The 14,704-nt window shown below is 69.1% G+C and carries 14 protein-coding genes; 9 read left to right on the top strand and 5 right to left on the bottom strand.

What is annotated here, in order from left to right; genetic code table 11:
* The first annotated feature begins 223 nt into the window (after nt 1-223).
* Nucleotides 224-697, top strand: a complete 474-nt coding sequence (locus V5F59_RS10130; protein WP_393981221.1) for a peroxiredoxin — start codon at nt 224-226, stop codon at nt 695-697.
* 108 nt (nt 698-805) lie between these two features.
* Here V5F59_RS10130 and V5F59_RS10125 read toward each other — a convergent pair whose 3' ends face one another.
* The 3 genes from V5F59_RS10125 to V5F59_RS10115 all read right to left on the bottom strand — a co-directional run bounded on the left by V5F59_RS10125 (nt 806) and on the right by V5F59_RS10115 (nt 3,827).
* Nucleotides 806-1,582, bottom strand: coding sequence for a heme ABC transporter ATP-binding protein (locus tag V5F59_RS10125; protein ID WP_393981223.1), 777 nt, complete (start codon nt 1,580-1,582; stop codon nt 806-808).
* Nucleotides 1,583-1,764: 182 nt separating this feature from the next.
* Nucleotides 1,765-2,853 (bottom strand): FecCD family ABC transporter permease, encoded by a 1,089-nt coding sequence (locus V5F59_RS10120; protein WP_393981225.1) that lies wholly within the window; start codon nt 2,851-2,853, stop codon nt 1,765-1,767.
* The gene (locus V5F59_RS10115; protein WP_393981227.1) at nt 2,850-3,827 is read right to left on the bottom strand and encodes a heme/hemin ABC transporter substrate-binding protein; all 978 of its coding nucleotides are present in this window, start codon (nt 3,825-3,827) and stop codon (nt 2,850-2,852) included. The genes V5F59_RS10120 and V5F59_RS10115 overlap by 4 nt, the downstream gene beginning before the upstream one ends.
* Nucleotides 3,828-4,109: 282 nt before the next feature.
* On the opposite strand from V5F59_RS10115, the gene V5F59_RS10110 reads away from it, so the two are divergent.
* The 7 genes from V5F59_RS10110 to V5F59_RS10080 all read left to right on the top strand — a co-directional run bounded on the left by V5F59_RS10110 (nt 4,110) and on the right by V5F59_RS10080 (nt 11,404).
* Entirely contained in the window at nt 4,110-6,305 is a 2,196-nt protein-coding gene (locus tag V5F59_RS10110; RefSeq protein WP_509211215.1) for a TonB-dependent hemoglobin/transferrin/lactoferrin family receptor, read from the top strand.
* A 54-nt stretch (nt 6,306-6,359) separates the two neighbouring features.
* Nucleotides 6,360-6,695: a heme-degrading protein HmuQ gene (gene hmuQ, locus V5F59_RS10105; protein ID WP_393981231.1), complete on the top strand. Its 336-nt coding sequence runs from the start codon at nt 6,360-6,362 to the stop codon at nt 6,693-6,695.
* Between the two features lie 180 nt (nt 6,696-6,875).
* Nucleotides 6,876-8,384, top strand: a complete 1,509-nt coding sequence (locus V5F59_RS10100) for a carboxypeptidase M32 (protein ID WP_393981233.1) — start codon at nt 6,876-6,878, stop codon at nt 8,382-8,384.
* A 304-nt stretch (nt 8,385-8,688) separates the two neighbouring features.
* Nucleotides 8,689-9,093, top strand: a complete 405-nt coding sequence (locus tag V5F59_RS10095; protein WP_393981235.1) for a YciI family protein — start codon at nt 8,689-8,691, stop codon at nt 9,091-9,093.
* Nucleotides 9,090-10,349: an RNA polymerase sigma factor gene (locus V5F59_RS10090; RefSeq protein ID WP_393981237.1), complete on the top strand. Its 1,260-nt coding sequence runs from the start codon at nt 9,090-9,092 to the stop codon at nt 10,347-10,349. Before V5F59_RS10095 ends, V5F59_RS10090 begins: the two co-directional genes overlap by 4 nt.
* A 114-nt stretch (nt 10,350-10,463) precedes the next feature.
* Nucleotides 10,464-10,901 carry a VOC family protein gene (locus V5F59_RS10085; protein WP_393981239.1) on the top strand — a complete coding sequence of 146 codons (438 nt, stop codon included), beginning with the start codon at nt 10,464-10,466 and terminating at the stop codon, nt 10,899-10,901.
* A 20-nt stretch (nt 10,902-10,921) separates the two neighbouring features.
* A complete protein-coding gene (locus V5F59_RS10080; protein WP_393981241.1) occupies nt 10,922-11,404 on the top strand; it encodes an SRPBCC family protein in 483 nt (160 codons plus the stop codon).
* A gap of 12 nt (nt 11,405-11,416) precedes the next feature.
* On the opposite strand, the gene V5F59_RS10075 is transcribed toward V5F59_RS10080, so the two are convergent.
* Both V5F59_RS10075 and V5F59_RS10070 read right to left on the bottom strand, forming a co-directional pair.
* Nucleotides 11,417-13,381 carry an ABCB family ABC transporter ATP-binding protein/permease gene (locus V5F59_RS10075; protein WP_393981243.1) on the bottom strand — a complete coding sequence of 655 codons (1,965 nt, stop codon included), beginning with the start codon at nt 13,379-13,381 and terminating at the stop codon, nt 11,417-11,419.
* Nucleotides 13,382-13,387: 6 nt separating this feature from the next.
* Nucleotides 13,388-13,792: an ArsR/SmtB family transcription factor gene (locus V5F59_RS10070; protein ID WP_393981245.1), complete on the bottom strand. Its 405-nt coding sequence runs from the start codon at nt 13,790-13,792 to the stop codon at nt 13,388-13,390.
* Between the two features lie 168 nt (nt 13,793-13,960).
* On the opposite strand from V5F59_RS10070, the gene V5F59_RS10065 reads away from it, so the two are divergent.
* Nucleotides 13,961-14,569 carry an LOG family protein gene (locus tag V5F59_RS10065; protein ID WP_393981247.1) on the top strand — a complete coding sequence of 203 codons (609 nt, stop codon included), beginning with the start codon at nt 13,961-13,963 and terminating at the stop codon, nt 14,567-14,569.
* Nucleotides 14,570-14,704: the final 135 nt, after the last annotated feature.

Here is a 14,704-nt window from a genome sequence, read left to right as displayed (position 1 = left end):
TTCAGGCCCTTCCGCAACCTCTCTCGTGCGCCCTGCCCCGGATGCCCCGCGGACGCAACGATTCGCGCGTATCGCGCGCACTGAAACTGAACCTCTCGCTCTATCGTAAAGATGAGGTGGATCAATTCGCAGCAGGGTACCATCTGCCTTCGGAAGACGGCTATCCTGTGATCCCGCGGTTCACACGCCCCGTATGCGGGCGAACACGTCGAAAGGAAGGCAGATGTCCAATTTGCCCGAAGCTGGCCAGAAGGCGCCCGCCTTCACCCTTGCCCGCGATGGCGGCGGCAAGGTGGCGCTGAAGGATTTCAAGGGTCGCAAGCTGGTGCTCTATTTCTATCCGAAGGCCGATACCTCCGGCTGCACCAAGGAGGCCATCGCCTTCAACGGCCTGAAGGCCGCCTTCGCCGCCGCCGACACCGACATCCTCGGCGTCTCGGCCGATGAGGTGAAGGCGCAGGACAAGTTCAAGGCCAAGTACGACCTCGACTTCCCCCTCGGCTCCGATCCCGACAAGGCCATGCTGGAAGCCTATGGGGTGTGGGTGGAGAAGAGCATGTACGGCAAGACCTACATGGGCATCGCCCGCGCCACCCTGCTCATCGGCCGCGACGGCAAGGTGGCGCGCACCTGGCCGAAGGTGAAGGTGGACGGCCACGCCGAAGAGGTGCTGAAGGCGGCGCAGGAACTCGCCTGAGTCAGCTCGCCTGCGTCATCTCGCCTGAGCCTCCCGCCGCGATGCGGAGCGGCGCCGAGCGCCGCCGGCTGCCACCGGCCCCTGGGCCGGTGCGGATGGCAGCGTCTCCTATCCCGCCATCCGCACGTTCTGCGGCAACACGAAGGGGCCGGGGGGCGCCACGCCCACCCGCACCGCCACGCCGAACGCCTCCTCCAGCACCCGGTCGGTGATGACCCCGGCCACCGGACCGCGGGCGCGAATGCGGCCGGCCGCCAGCACCACGATCTCGTCCGCCACCATGGCCGCGAGGTTCAGGTCGTGGAGCACCGCCAGCACGCCGCCGCCCCTGTCCGCATGGGCGCGGGCGAGGCGCAGCACGGTGAGCTGGTGGGCGAGGTCGAGGCTGGCGGTGGGCTCGTCGAGGAAGAGGTAGGCGGGCGCATCGACGCGCCCCATCTCCAGCTGGGCGAGGATGCGGGCAAGCTGCACCCGCTGCCGCTCGCCGCCGGAAAGGCTGTCGTAGCGCCGGGCGGCGAAGCCCGGCAGGTCCACCAGGGCGAGGAGCCGGGCGATGCGTGCGCCCTCCCCCGCATCGCCGGACAGCAGGCCGGCGGCGATCACCTCGCCGGCGGTGAAGGGAAAGGCCACCTCCGCCGCCTGTGGCAGCACCGCCCGCCGCCGGGCAAGGTCCAGCGGCCGCAGGGCAGCGATGGGCACGCCGTCCAGGCTCACCCGGCCCGCCGTGAGGCGCTGCTCGCCCGAAAGCGCCTTCAGCAAGGTGGACTTGCCCGCCCCGTTCGGCCCCACCAGAACGGTCACCGCGCCGGGGCGCACCTCAAGGTCCGCCCCGTCCACCAGCATCCGCCCACCGGCCGCCACGCTCACGCCTTCCGCCCGATACATGATCCCCTCCGATAGACTTATGCCGTCGGCCCCGGTCTTTGACGGGCGCCGAGGGGGTCGCTCAAACGCCGCGCGGGCTTGACCGCCGGCCCCCGTCTTCGGCTGGCCCCAAGCGGGTCTCGCTCAAGTGCCGCGCGAGCTTGGCCAAAGGCCGATGCGTGAGGCGCGCCGGCCTTCGCGCCTCACCCCACGAACGCGCGCCGCCGCAGCAGCAGCCAGAGGAAGAAGGGCGCGCCCACCAGCGCGGTGACGACCCCCAGCGGCAGTTCCGCCGGGGCGGCGATCATGCGCGCGAGGATGTCGGCCCCGAGCAGCACGGCAACGCCCAGCAGCGCCGAGGCCGGCAAAAGCGCCCGGTGCCCCGGCCCGATGACAAGCCGCGCGAGGTGCGGCACCACCAGCCCGACGAAGCCGATGACCCCCGCCGCCGCCACCGAGGCGCCCACCCCCGCCGCCACGGCAAGGATGGCGATGCGCTTCAGCCGCTCCACCGCCACGCCCGCGTGGAAGGCCTCCGCCTCGCCCAGCGCCAGGGCGTCGAGCCCACGGGCGAGGACGCCCGAGGCGGCGACAAGGGCGAGCACGAACGGTGCCGCCAGTCCCGCCTTCAGCCATGTGGCGCCGCCGAGGCTGCCCAGGGTCCAGAACAGGAATTCCCGCGTCTGCTGCTCGGAGGCAAGGAACACCATCACCCCCGTGCCCGCGCTCGCCAGCGCGCCCAGAGCGAGCCCGGCGAAGAGAAGCGTGGCGACCGAGGTGCGCCCGTCCCGCTCGGCGAGGCGGGCGATGAGGAGCGTCGTGCCGAGCCCTCCGGCGAAGGCCGCCAGCGGCAGGCCCACCGCCTGGAGCGGGCCCGGCAGCAGTACCGCCAGCGGTCCGCCGAACACCACGAAAGCCACCGCCGCCAGCGCCGCGCCGGGGGCGACGCCCACCAGACCCGGATCGGCCAGCGCATTGCGGAACACGCCCTGCATCAGCGCGCCGGCCACCGCCGTGCCCGCCCCCGCCAGCGCCCCCAGCACCGCGCGGGGCAGGCGCACATCCAGCACCACGATGCGCTCGCGCAAGGCGCCGGCAGGCGCTGCGGCGCCCGTGGCCCAGTCCCACAGGATGGCGAGCACCCGCCCCGGCGCGATGGTGAAGGGACCGATGGCCAGCGCCCCGAGGAAGGCCGCCACCGCCAGTACCGCGAACAGCACCAGTCCGGCCGTCACCGGGCGGCCCGGGGCGCGCGCCAGCGAGGGAGACATGGCGAGAGGCTCCGCGCTCATTGGTCCTTCTCCGCGCTCCAGGATCGGGCCGGCAATTCGGGCAGCGCCGCGCCGGGGTGAAGGGCGGCGGCGAGATCGCGTGCCGCCCGCGGCGCCCGCGGCCCGAAGCCGAGCAGATAGGAGCCTGGCAGCGTCACCAGCCGCCGGCTCCGCGCCGCCGGCGTACCGGCGAAGGCAGGCAGCGAGAAGACGGTCGCGGCGTCCAGCACCTGCCCGCCCCCCTGCATGACCACCACTGCGTCCGGCTCCGCGGACATGGCGGCCTCGTCCAGCGCCGGCTTGAAGCCCTTCAGCGAAGCCATGGCGTTGGTGAGGCCGGCCAGATGAAACATGGCGTCCGCGCTGGTCTCCGCGCCGCCCACCACCGCCGCGCCACCGGAGGCCGAGAGCACGAACACCGCGCGCGGCTTCTCCTTCAGCTGCGCCACCCCGGCGGCGACGGCGTCGAAATCCGCCGCCACTTCGGCCGCCAGCGCGCGGCCCTTCTCCGGCTCGCCGACGGCAGCGGCCACCGCCTCGATCTTCCTCAGGACGCCCTCGCGACTGTGCGCGTCGGGCACGATGACCACCGGCACCGAGGCGCGCTCCAGCACGTCCAGCGTGGAACGCGGCCCTGCCCCTTCCGTCGCCAGGATGAGGCTCGGTCCGACGGAGAGCACGCCCTCCGGCGCGAGATTGCGGGAATAGCCCACGTCCGGCTTGGCGCGCGCCGCGGCGGGGTAGCGGCTGGTCTGGTCCACCGCGACCACCCGGTCGCCGAGGCCGAGGGCGTAGAGAATCTCCGTCACCGCCCCGCCGATGGAGACGATGCGCGAGGCATCCGCGACCGCCACCTGCCGGCCGCGCGCGTCGGTGACCTTGGCGCCGGAGACCTCGACGGCGACCTCGGCGCCGGCAACCGCGTCCGGGCCGCCGGCAGCCAGGAGAGCGGCAAGCAGACAAGAAGCAAAGGCGATATTCTGGGCGCGTTTCATCGAATTAGAATATTTCCACTTATGTGACTGACGAATCGGCGAGCCACGCGATTGCTTTAGTTTTGAATTCATCGAATTCAAGATGGGTCATAAACAGTGCTATCCTCGCCACATTATCTGGCGTTATTTCTCATCACTGGCAAGAGACGCGTATAAATCTTGACAGATGTGTGGCGTAATTTTAGCTGAAGGTAAGCAGGCAGGGGATGCCTGCAGCGCGCCACGCGCCGGACGACCGGACGCCAGCCAGCCTGATCCCACTAGGATTTTCGGGAGATGATCATGGCGCGGAGGCCGCAGCGCGCGGGCGTGTGTATTTGGTGGAGGGGGCTGTTGTGCTCGGGTGTCGCCGCATCGGCGCTGCTCCTGGCCCATGGCCCGACGCTGGCGCAGAGCACGGCGGCCACCCCCGCCGCCGCCAGCGACGACATCACCCTCGACACCGTGACGGTCGCCGCCACCCTCACCGAGGAAAGGGCCATCGACACGCTGGCGGCGGTGAGCGTGCTGCGGCCCGACGACCTGCAGCTCATCGACCCCTCCCGCGTGCAGGACGTGTTCGCCGGCATGCCCGGCACCAACGTGATCCAGAACGGCAACTCCACCCAGGCGTCCATCAACATCCGCGGCCTGCAGGATTTCGGCCGCGTCGCGGTGTTCGTGGACGGCGCGCGGCAGAATTTCACCCAGCTCGGCCACGGCACTGGCGCCGGCTCCTTCTTCCTGGAGCCGGGCCTGCTGGCGGGCGTGGACGTGGTGCGTGGACCGGTGTCCAACATCTACGGCTCGGGCGCCATCGGCGGCGTGGTGACCATGCGCACGAAGGATGCGGACGACATCATCAGGAAGGGCCAGACCTGGGGCGTGGAATCCACCGGCGAGTTCGGCTCCAACGGCCCCATGGGCTACGGCGCCCTGTTCGGCGCGGCGCGCATCGGCCAGAACGTGGACCTGTTCTTCGGCGGCACCTACCGCTCGCAGGGCGACTACAAGGACGGTGACGGCAATATCGTGCCCGGCACCGGCTACGACACCTGGACCGGCACCGCCAAGCTCACCGTGCGCCCGGCCGACTTCCACGAGGTGAAGTTCACCGCCCTCAACTACGACGCCACCTACACCACCTACAACGCGGCGCTGGTGAACAACGATATTCCCGCCTCCGCCACCCAGTACGGCACCACCGTGCTGAACCAGACGGCGACCGCGAGCTGGAACTACCAGAACCCCGACGACAACGTGTTCGACTGGCGCAGCCAGGTCTATTGGAACCGGGTGAAGCAGAGCCAGATGAAGGTGGCCGGCACATCCAGCTCCATCACCGGCGCCATCGGCGATCCACGCTACTTCACCATCGATACCCTAGGCTTCGACGTCAATAATACGTCGCGATTCGCCTGGAACGGCATCCGCAATGCCATCACCGTCGGTGGCGACTATTTCCACGACAATGTGGACAATGTGGACAACTACGGCTTCGGCGACGGCTACAACCCCTCCGGCGAGCGCGGGGTGGGCGGCGCCTTCGTGCAGTGGAAGGCCAACTATTCCAGCTGGCTCGAGGCGATCGGCGCGGTGCGCTACGACACCTACAACCTCTCCGGCGACGGTGTCTCCACCGATGGCGACCGCTTCTCCCCCAAACTGACGGTGGGCGTCACGCCCTGGCAGTGGATCACCGCCTACGCCACCTATGCCGAGGGCTATCGCGCCCCCGCCGTGACCGAGACGCTGGTGAACGGTGCCCACCCGCCGAACATCCCCCTCGTGTTCTGCCCGGACGGCAGCTACGGCGTGTTCTGCTTCGTGCCCAACCCGTACCTCCGGCCCGAGGTGGGCAAGAACAAGGAGGTCGGCCTCAACCTGAGGTTTGACGATATCCTGACCAAGGGCGACAAGTTCAGGGCCAAGGCCAACGTCTATCGAAACGATGTCGACGATTTCATCGAACTCGTCGGCTACGACATGACCATCTACGGCACTTACGCCAACTACCAGTATCAGAATATCGCCAAAGCCCGCCTGGAAGGCTTCGAATTCGAGGGCAATTACGACGCCGGAATCTGGTTCGCCGGATTCAACGCCACCGTGTCCAATGGCGAGAACGTGGACAATGGCCAGCCCCTCGCCAACGTGATGCCGAACAACGTGGCCGCCACCCTCGGCGCCCGCATGCTCGACAACAGGATGACCATGTCCGTGCGCTGGCAATGGGTTGCGGCCAAGACGGCGGCCGACCTGCCCACCGACTCGCCTTATGAGCCGACACCGTCCTTCAACCTCGTGAGCCTCTATCTGGGCTACCAGCCCTCGGAGAACCTGCTCGCCACCCTGTCCGTTGAGAACTTGCTCAACGAACAGTACACTCAATATCAGCAGTTCCTGCCGAGCGCCGGCCTGACGGTGAAGGGCGGGCTCAAGCTGCGGTTCGGGGCGGATACGATCGCCGCGGCGACGCCTTCGCCCATCTTCAAGTAGCCACGCCTTTTCGGCGCAGCCAGCCCCCTGTTTCATCCCATGGAGTTCTGAGAAATGTTCATCGCTACCAACAGGTTCAAGGTGAAGCACGGCTCCGAGGCCGAGTTCGAGCGGGTCTGGCGCGAGCGCGATTCCTACATCGCCTCGGTGCCCGGCTTCGTCGCCTTCGACCTGTGCCGCGGCCCGGAGAAGGAGGAATATACCCTCTACATCTCCCACACCGTCTGGGCGACCAAGGCGGAGTTCGAGGCCTGGACCAAGTCCGAAGCCTTCCGCCTCGCCCACAAGGATGCCGGCGCCTCGGCCAACCGCGTGAACTACATGGGCGGGCCGGAGTTCGAGGGCTTCGAATCCGTCCTTTCCCTCAGCCCCGCCGAAAAGGCCGCCTGAGGCCAGCGCCTGTTTCCATGCCCACGTGACACCTCCACCCGGCCGGGCCCCGTGCCCGCGCCGGGTTTTCTTCGCCCGCCCCCGTCGGCCCCGGGTGGGCCTTTCCTCCCCGGCGGAGCTTCACTACCGTCGCGCCATGACCGTCATGCCCGGCCGCCCGGCCAGAAGGATTGTTCGTTCATGAGCGCCTATTCCAAGCTTTCCAGCCATTTCGCCCGCGCCTCCGCCCTTTCCAACGGCATCGGCATCCTGCAGTGGGACAGCGACACCATGATGCCCAAGGGCGCCGCCGGAACCCGGGCGGAGAGCCTCGCCCTGCTGCGCGTGCTCAATCACGAGATGGTGACCGACCCGCGCATCGGCGACTGGCTTTCCGCCGCCGCCACCGAGGAGCTCGGGCCCTGGGAACAGGCCAATCTGCGCGAGATCGAGCGGCAGTACACCATCCAGACCGCGTTGCCCGCGGATCTGGTGGAGGCCGCCAGCAAGGCGTCCTCCCGCAGCGAGATGGCCTGGCGCAAGGCGCGGGCGGAGGCGGATTTCGGCGCCCTCCTGCCCTATCTGGAGGAGGTGCTGCGGCTGCAGCGCGAGATCGGCGCCGCCAAGGGCGAGAAGCTCGGGCTCTCCCCCTATGACGCGCTGCTGAACGACTACGAGCCCGGCGGCCGCTCCGCTCGCATCGATGCCTTGTTCGATGACCTCGCCCAGTTCCTGCCCGGCTTCACCGAGGAGGTGCTGGAGGTCCAGGCCCGCCGCCCGGCGAGCGAGCCCCTGCAAGGCCCTTTCGCCGCGGAGGCGCAGCGCGCCCTCGGGGTCGAGATGATGAAGGTGGTGGGCTTCGATTTCGACCGCGGCCGGCTCGACGTTTCCGCCCATCCCTTCTGCGGCGGCGCCGACAACGACGTGCGCATCACCACCCGCTACGACGAGAGCGACTTCTCGCGCGCGCTCATGGGCGTGCTGCACGAGACCGGCCATGCGCTCTACGAGCAGGGCCGCCCGCAGGACGTCATCCACCAGCCGGTGGGCCAGGCCCGCTCCATGAGCGTGCACGAGAGCCAGTCCCTGCTGATGGAGATGCAGGCCTGCCGCAGCCGGGAGTTCCTCACCTTCGCCGCGCCCCACATGCGCGCCGCCTTCGGCAAGAACGGGCCGGCGTGGGAGCCAGACGCCTTGTGGCGGGTCTACACGAAGGTCGAGCGCGGCTTCATCCGGGTGGATGCGGACGAGGTGACCTATCCCGCCCATGTCATCCTGCGCTACCGGCTGGAGAAGGCGCTGATCGCCGGAGACATGAAGCTCGCCGACCTGCCCGGCGCCTGGGCGGAAGGCATGAAGGCGCTGCTCGGCGTGACGCCGCCGGACGATCGCCTCGGCTGTCTCCAGGACATCCATTGGCCGAGCGGCGGCTGGGGCTATTTCCCCACCTACACGCTGGGCGCCATGACCGCCGCCCAGCTGTTCCATGCCGCCTGCCAGTCCGACGGCGACATCCTGCCGGGCATCGCCAAAGGCAATTTCGGCCCGCTTCTGGCGTGGCTGCGCGCCAATGTGCACAGCAAGGGCTCGCTCATGGAGACCGACGCCCTCCTCACCGCGGCCACCGGCCGGCCCCTGGACGCCTCGGTGTTCAAGGCTCACCTGCGCCGGCGCTACGGTGGGGAGATGGACCGCAGCATCGCCGCATGACGGGTCGCCGGCCGGATTCGATCCTGCCCCTGCAACCCGGCGGCAGGCGAGCCGATCATGAATGACTTCCGGAATGGGCCTTCGGCACGTGCCGGGTGCCCATCCGGCCCCGGGGTTCGCGAGGACAAGGGTTTCCCCCTCACCCGGGCGGCGCCCGCCGAACAGCGCTCAAGGCTCGGCTTTCGCCCCGGCGTGGCCGCCTCGGCTTTTTTGCCGATCCTTGGCCGCCTCGGCTTTTTTGCCGATCCTTGTCGGCCATGGGCATACTCCCGCGTCCTTGGAGACGACAAAGGGAGCCCCGCCCATGATGTACGCCATCCTCTGCTACCATGAAGAAGATGTGGTCTGCTCCTGGAGCAAGGAGGAGGACGCAGCCGTCATGGCCAAGCTCGGCGTGGTTCAGGAGCGCCTTGTCAAGGCGGGCAAGATGGGCGCCTCCCTGCGCCTTCTGCCCACCACCGCCGCAACCACCCTGCGCAAGTCGCAGGAACCGCCGCTGGTCATCGACGGCCCGTTCGCGGAGACCAAGGAGCAGCTCCTCGGCTTCTATCTCGTGGATGCTGACGACCTCGACGACGTGCTCGCCATCGCCCGTGATCTCGCCGCCGCCAACCCCGGCGGAGCCTATGAGATCAGGCCCGTCGGCCAGTTCTTTCCCGACCAGCGGACGGGCAAGGAGGTGACGGGCAAGGTGGGTGCCGGCACGTGACCACTCCGGCCCTCACCGATCCGGCCTGGATCAACGGCGCACTCACCGCCGCCCGGCCCCAGGCGGTGGCGGCTCTGCTGCGCTATTTCCGCGATCTCGACACCGCGGAGGAGGCCTTCCAGGAAGCCTGCCTGCGTGCGCTGAGGACATGGCCGGCGAACGGCCCGCCGCGCGATCCCGCCGCCTGGCTCATCCTCGTGGGCCGCAATGCCGCCCTCGACGGTGCGCGCCGCCGCGCCCGGCACGATCCGCTGCCGCCGGACGAAGCGCTTTCCGACCTCGACGACGCGGAAGCCACCCTCGCCGAACGGCTGGACAATTCCCACTATCGCGACGACGTGCTGCGCCTGCTGTTCATCTGCTGCCATCCCGAGCTGCCCGCCACCCAGCAGATCGCGCTGGCGCTGCGCATCGTTTCCGGCCTCTCGGTAAAGCAGATCGCCCGGGCCTTCCTCGTCAGCGAGGTGGCCATGGAGCAGCGCATCACCCGGGCGAAGGCGCGCGTCGCAAAGGCTGACGTGCCGTTCGAGGCGCCGGGACCGGTAGAGCGGGCGGAGCGGCTCGGCACGGTGGCGGCCATGGTCTATCTCGTCTTCAACGAAGGCTATTCGGCCGGCCCCGACGCCGACCGCGCGGCCCTGTGCGAGGACGCCATCCGCCTCGCCCGGCTGCTGCTGCGGCTGTTCCCGACCGAGCCGGAGATCATGGGCCTCACCGCCCTCATGCTGCTTCAGCACGCCCGCGCGGCCGCGCGCTTCGATGCGGAGGGACGGGCCATCCTGCTGGATGCGCAGGACCGCGCGCGGTGGGACCGCGAGCGCATCGCCGAGGGCCTCGCCCTCATCGACAAAGCCATGCGCCACCGCCTTCCCGGTGCCTATCAGGTGCAGGCGGCCATTGCCGCCCTCCATGCCCGCGCGGCGACGCCGGAGGAAACCGACTGGGCGCAGATCGACGCGCTCTATGCGACGCTCGAGCGTCTCCAGCCCTCTCCCGTGGTCACGCTCAACCGCGCCGTGGCGGTGAGCAAGGTGAAGGGGCCGGAGGCTGCGCTCAACATGATCGAGCCGCTGGCGCCGCAACTCTCCGGTTATTTCCACTATTTCGGTGCCCGCGGCGCCTTCCTGCTCCAGCTCGGGCGCCGGGAGGAGGCGCGCGCCGCATTCGACCGGGCCATCGCCCTCGCTCATACGCCGGCGGAGGCCGAGCACATCCGCGCCCACCTCGACCGTCTCGCGGGTGAGATGCAGGCCTGAAATAAATCGTCCGCCGGTGTCGGCGCAACGCCGCGCCACGCGTTCTTGAGGCATGGGCGCCGCGCCGACGGCGCCTCCCGACGCCCGGGAGGGGCGGCAAAAGTGGAGGACAAGATGGCCGAAGCTGCTGAAAAGACGGGAACCTTCGACCCGAAGAGCCTTGCCGCCGAGGTGAAGGGCGGCATCATCCCCTACCTCACGATCCAGGGCGCCACCAAGGCCGTCGAGTTCTACAAGAAGGCCTTCGGCGCGGAAGTCGCCGCAGCCATGCCGCCGGACGAGACCGGCCGCACCATGCATATCCACCTCTACCTCAACGGCGGCTCGCTGATGCTGGCGGACCCGTATCCCGAGCATTGCGGCGGCCGCACCGAGACCCCGGCGGGCTTCAACCTCACGCTCCAGGTGAAGGACGTGGACGGCGTCTTCGCCCGCGCCGTGGAGGCGGGCGCCACAGCGGTGCTGCCCCCGGCGGACATGTTCTGGGGCGCGCGCTATGCGCAGGTCCGCGACCCGTTCGGCGTCACCTGGGCCTTCAACCACCCGCTCTGACCGGACCCCGGAGAGGCATCATGACCGAACCAGCGACCGCCCTCGCTGCGGAGACGCGCGAACTCGTGCTGACCCGTCTGATCGACGCCCCGCCGGCCAAGGTCTACCGGGCCTGGACCGAGCCGGAGCTGCTGAAGCAGTGGTTCGCGCCCTTGCCCTACACGGTGCCCTTCGCGGAGCTGGACGTGCGGCCCGGCGGCGTCTTCCACACCGTGATCCGCAGCCCGGACGGCGCGGATTTCGGCGGGCGCGGCGTCTATCTCGACGTGGTGCCCGGCGAGAAGCTCGTCTTCACGGACGTGTACGAGCCCGGCTGGCACCCGGTGGAGAAACCCTTCATGACCGCCATCGTCACGTTCGAGGACGAGGGCGGGAAGACCCGCTACACCGCGCGCGCCCGCCATTTCACGGTCGAGGACCGGCTGAGGCACGAGGAAATGGGCTTCCACGAGGGCTGGGGGAAGGCCACCGACCAGCTCGAGGCGCTAGCGAAGACGCTCTGAGGCGGCGGGGCATCACCCCACCGCCGTTGCCCGCTCCTCCTCGATGCGGTCCGCGTCCTCGCGCGCGTCGGCCGCATCCTCCACCTCGCCCTCCGCCCGCTGGGCGCGGGCGAGCGCATCGGCGGCATCGTCGGCCTCGCGCTGGCGATTCCACAGCGCGGCATAGAGGCCGCCCCTGGCCAGCAGCTCGGCATGGCAGCCGCGCTCCGCCACCCGGCCGTCGGCGAACACCAGGATCTCGTCGGCCGCCACCACGGTGGAGAGGCGGTGGGCGATGACCAGCGTGGTGCGCCCCTCGGACACGCGGTCGAGCGCGTCCTGGATCTCCTTTTCCGTGTGGCTGTCGAGGGCGGAGGTCGCCTCGTCCAGCACCAGGATGGGCGGCGCCTTCAGGATGGTGCGGGCGATGGCCACCCGCTGCTTCTCGCCCCCGGAGAGCTTGAGGCCGCGCTCGCCCACCTCGGTGCGGTAGCCCTTGGGGGTGGCGCGGATGAAACCGTCGATCTGGGCGAGGCGCGCGGCCTCCTCCACCTCGGCCTCGGAGGCATTCGGGCGGCCGTAGCGGATGTTATAGGCGACGGTATCGTTGAACAGCACCGTGTCCTGCGGGACCATGCCGATGGCCGCGCGCAGGCTTTCCTGCCGGACCTCGCGGATGTCCTGGCCGTCGATGGTGATGCGGCCGGAGGAGACGTCATAGAAGCGGAACAGCAGGCGCGAGAGCGTGGACTTGCCCGCCCCCGACGGCCCGACGATGGCCACTGTGCGCCCCGCCGGCACCTCGAAGCTGACGCCCTTCAGGATCTCCCGGCCCGCATCATAGGAGAAGCGCACGTTCTCGAACCGGACCGTGCCGCCGGAGACCACGAGCTCCGGCGCGCCGGGCCTGTCGGTCACCTCCGGGGCGCGGGCGAGCACGGCGAACATGGCCTCGATGTCCACGATGGCCTGCTTGATCTCGCGATAGATGAAGCCGAGGAAATTCAGCGGGATGTAGAACTGCACCATCATGGCGTTGACCATGACGAAGGAGCCCACCGTCTGCCGCCCGGCGCGGATGTCCAGCACGCACATCACCATCACCGCCGCGAGACCCACCGAGAAGATGAAGGCCTGCCCGGCATTCAGCCACGACAGGGAGGTGTAGGTGTTCACCGTCGCCTTCTCGTAGCGGGCCATGGAGCGGTCATAGCGCGCCGTCTCCCAGGCCTCGGCTCCGAAATATTTCACCGTCTCGTAATTGAGCAGGCTGTCCACGGCCTTGGTGTTGGCGTCCGTGTCGCTCTCGTTCATCTCCTTGCGGATGGAGAGGCGCCACTCGCTGGCGTAGTAGGTGAAGAGGCCGTAGAGCGCGACCGTCACGCCCACCACCAGCGCATAGCGCCAGTCGAAGGCGAAGAAGAGCACGCCCATCACCATCGCCAGCTCGACGATGGTGGGCGCGAGCTGGAGCGCCAGCATGCGCACAATGGTCTCGATGCCGGAGCGGGCGCGCTCCAGCACGCGCGTCAGCCCGCCCGTCTTGCGCTCCAGATGGAAGCGCAGGGAGAGCGCGTGCATGTGCTCGAAGGTCTCCAGCGCCAGCTTGCGCACCGCGTTCAGCGCCACCTTGGCGAAGATGCCGTCGCGCAGCTGCGTCACGCCCGCCATGAGGATGCGGCCGAGGCCGTAGGCGAGGGTCAGCGCCACCGGCGCGCCGATCACCAGCGCCCAGAAGCCGACATCCGGCGTCGCCGCCTTGCCCGCCGCCACCTCAGCGGTAAGCGCGTCCGTCGCCCATTTGAAGAGGAAGGGCACGGCCAGCGTCGCCCCCTTGGAGGCGAACAGCAGCACGAAGGTAATCACCACCCGCGCCCGAAGGTCCGCCCGGTCGCTCGGCCACAGATAGGGCCAGAGGGAGCGGACGGTGCCGAACAGGGCGTCGGCGGAAACGGCGGGGCGTTTCGGCGCCGTTTTGGAAGAGGAAGTGTCGGACATGATAGATTAGTCGTCCCGGGACGCGGGCAAGGATGCCGCCCCTGGCGCCGTCTCAGCCCCGGGGCAACAGGCCTCCGGTGCCGCCAGCGCGGAAAGAAGTTGGTCGATCTCGGACCGCAGCGCCGCCAGCGCAGGGCGATCGAGGCAGTAGCTGGAACGCGAGCCTTCGCTTCGGCTGCGAATGAGGCCCGCCTCCAGCAGAACCTTCAGATGTTGGGAAACGGTTGATTGCGCAAGAGGCAGGACGCGCACGATCTCGCCACATACGCAGCCTTGCTGTCGCCCCAGCGTGCGCAGCACCGTCAGCCGCACCGGGTGCGCAAGCGCCCGCAGCCGATCCGCGAGCGCGTCATCGGCCGCCGGGTCGCAAGTCGCGGTGTCCGGGGTTTGGGGTGGGAGAGCAGCTGTCATCGTTTATCGGCGATAGACGATAAATATGGTGCCCGCAAGACATACCCCGGAGACGCCGAGCGTCGGGCCCGCCCCTTGCCTCGGCTCGTCGCGTCACGTGCGCGTTGCGTGCCACGGCTACAGCACCGGCCGTGGCGGATGCGGCGCCAAGTTTGCTAAAGTGTGCCGATGGCAAGAATCGATAGTGTTTGCGTCTATTGCGGCGCCTCCACCGGAACCGATCCCCTCTTCGCCGAACAATCGCGCCGGTTCGGGCGCATCCTCGCCGCGGCCGGCGTGCAGCTGGTCTACGGCGGCGGGGGCGTCGGCCTGATGGGCGAGGTCGCGAGCGCCGTGGCCTTGGGCGGCGGCAAGGTCACCGGCATCATTCCCGGATTTCTCGTGAGCCGGGAACGTGCCTTCGCCCATGAGGCGGAGATCATCGTCGTCGACGACATGCATGAGCGCAAGCGCATGATGTTCGAGCGGGCGGACGCCTTCGTGGCCCTGCCGGGCGGCGTCGGCACGCTGGAGGAGCTGGTGGAGCAGCTGACCTGGGCGCAGCTCGGGCGCCACCGCAAGCCCATCCTCCTCGCCAACATGGCAGGCTTCTGGGATCCCTTCCTCGCGCTCATCGGCCACATGAGGGACACCGGCTTCATCCGCGATGCGGCGCCCGTGGAGATCCTGACGGCGGAACGGGTGGAAGACATCCTGCCTCGCTTGCGCGAGGCCGCTGCCGCCGTGCCCGAGGCGGCCCTTCACGCCGCCGACAGCGAACTCGCCGGGCGGATGTAGACCACCCCCTCGGCCCCAGGTCTGAAGACGATGAACGCATTACCCGATCAGCTCGCGATGCGGTCCGATCGGCATACGCTCTGCCGCGCTCAAGATCCGGCAACCGGAGTCGGCACGCTTGGGCCGCTTGGGCCG

The organism is Xanthobacter nonsaccharivorans (genome assembly GCF_043194755.2).
Classification (GTDB): Bacteria; Pseudomonadota; Alphaproteobacteria; order Rhizobiales; family Xanthobacteraceae; genus Xanthobacter; species Xanthobacter autotrophicus_G.
This window is presented reverse-complemented; position numbering and strand designations above follow the sequence as displayed.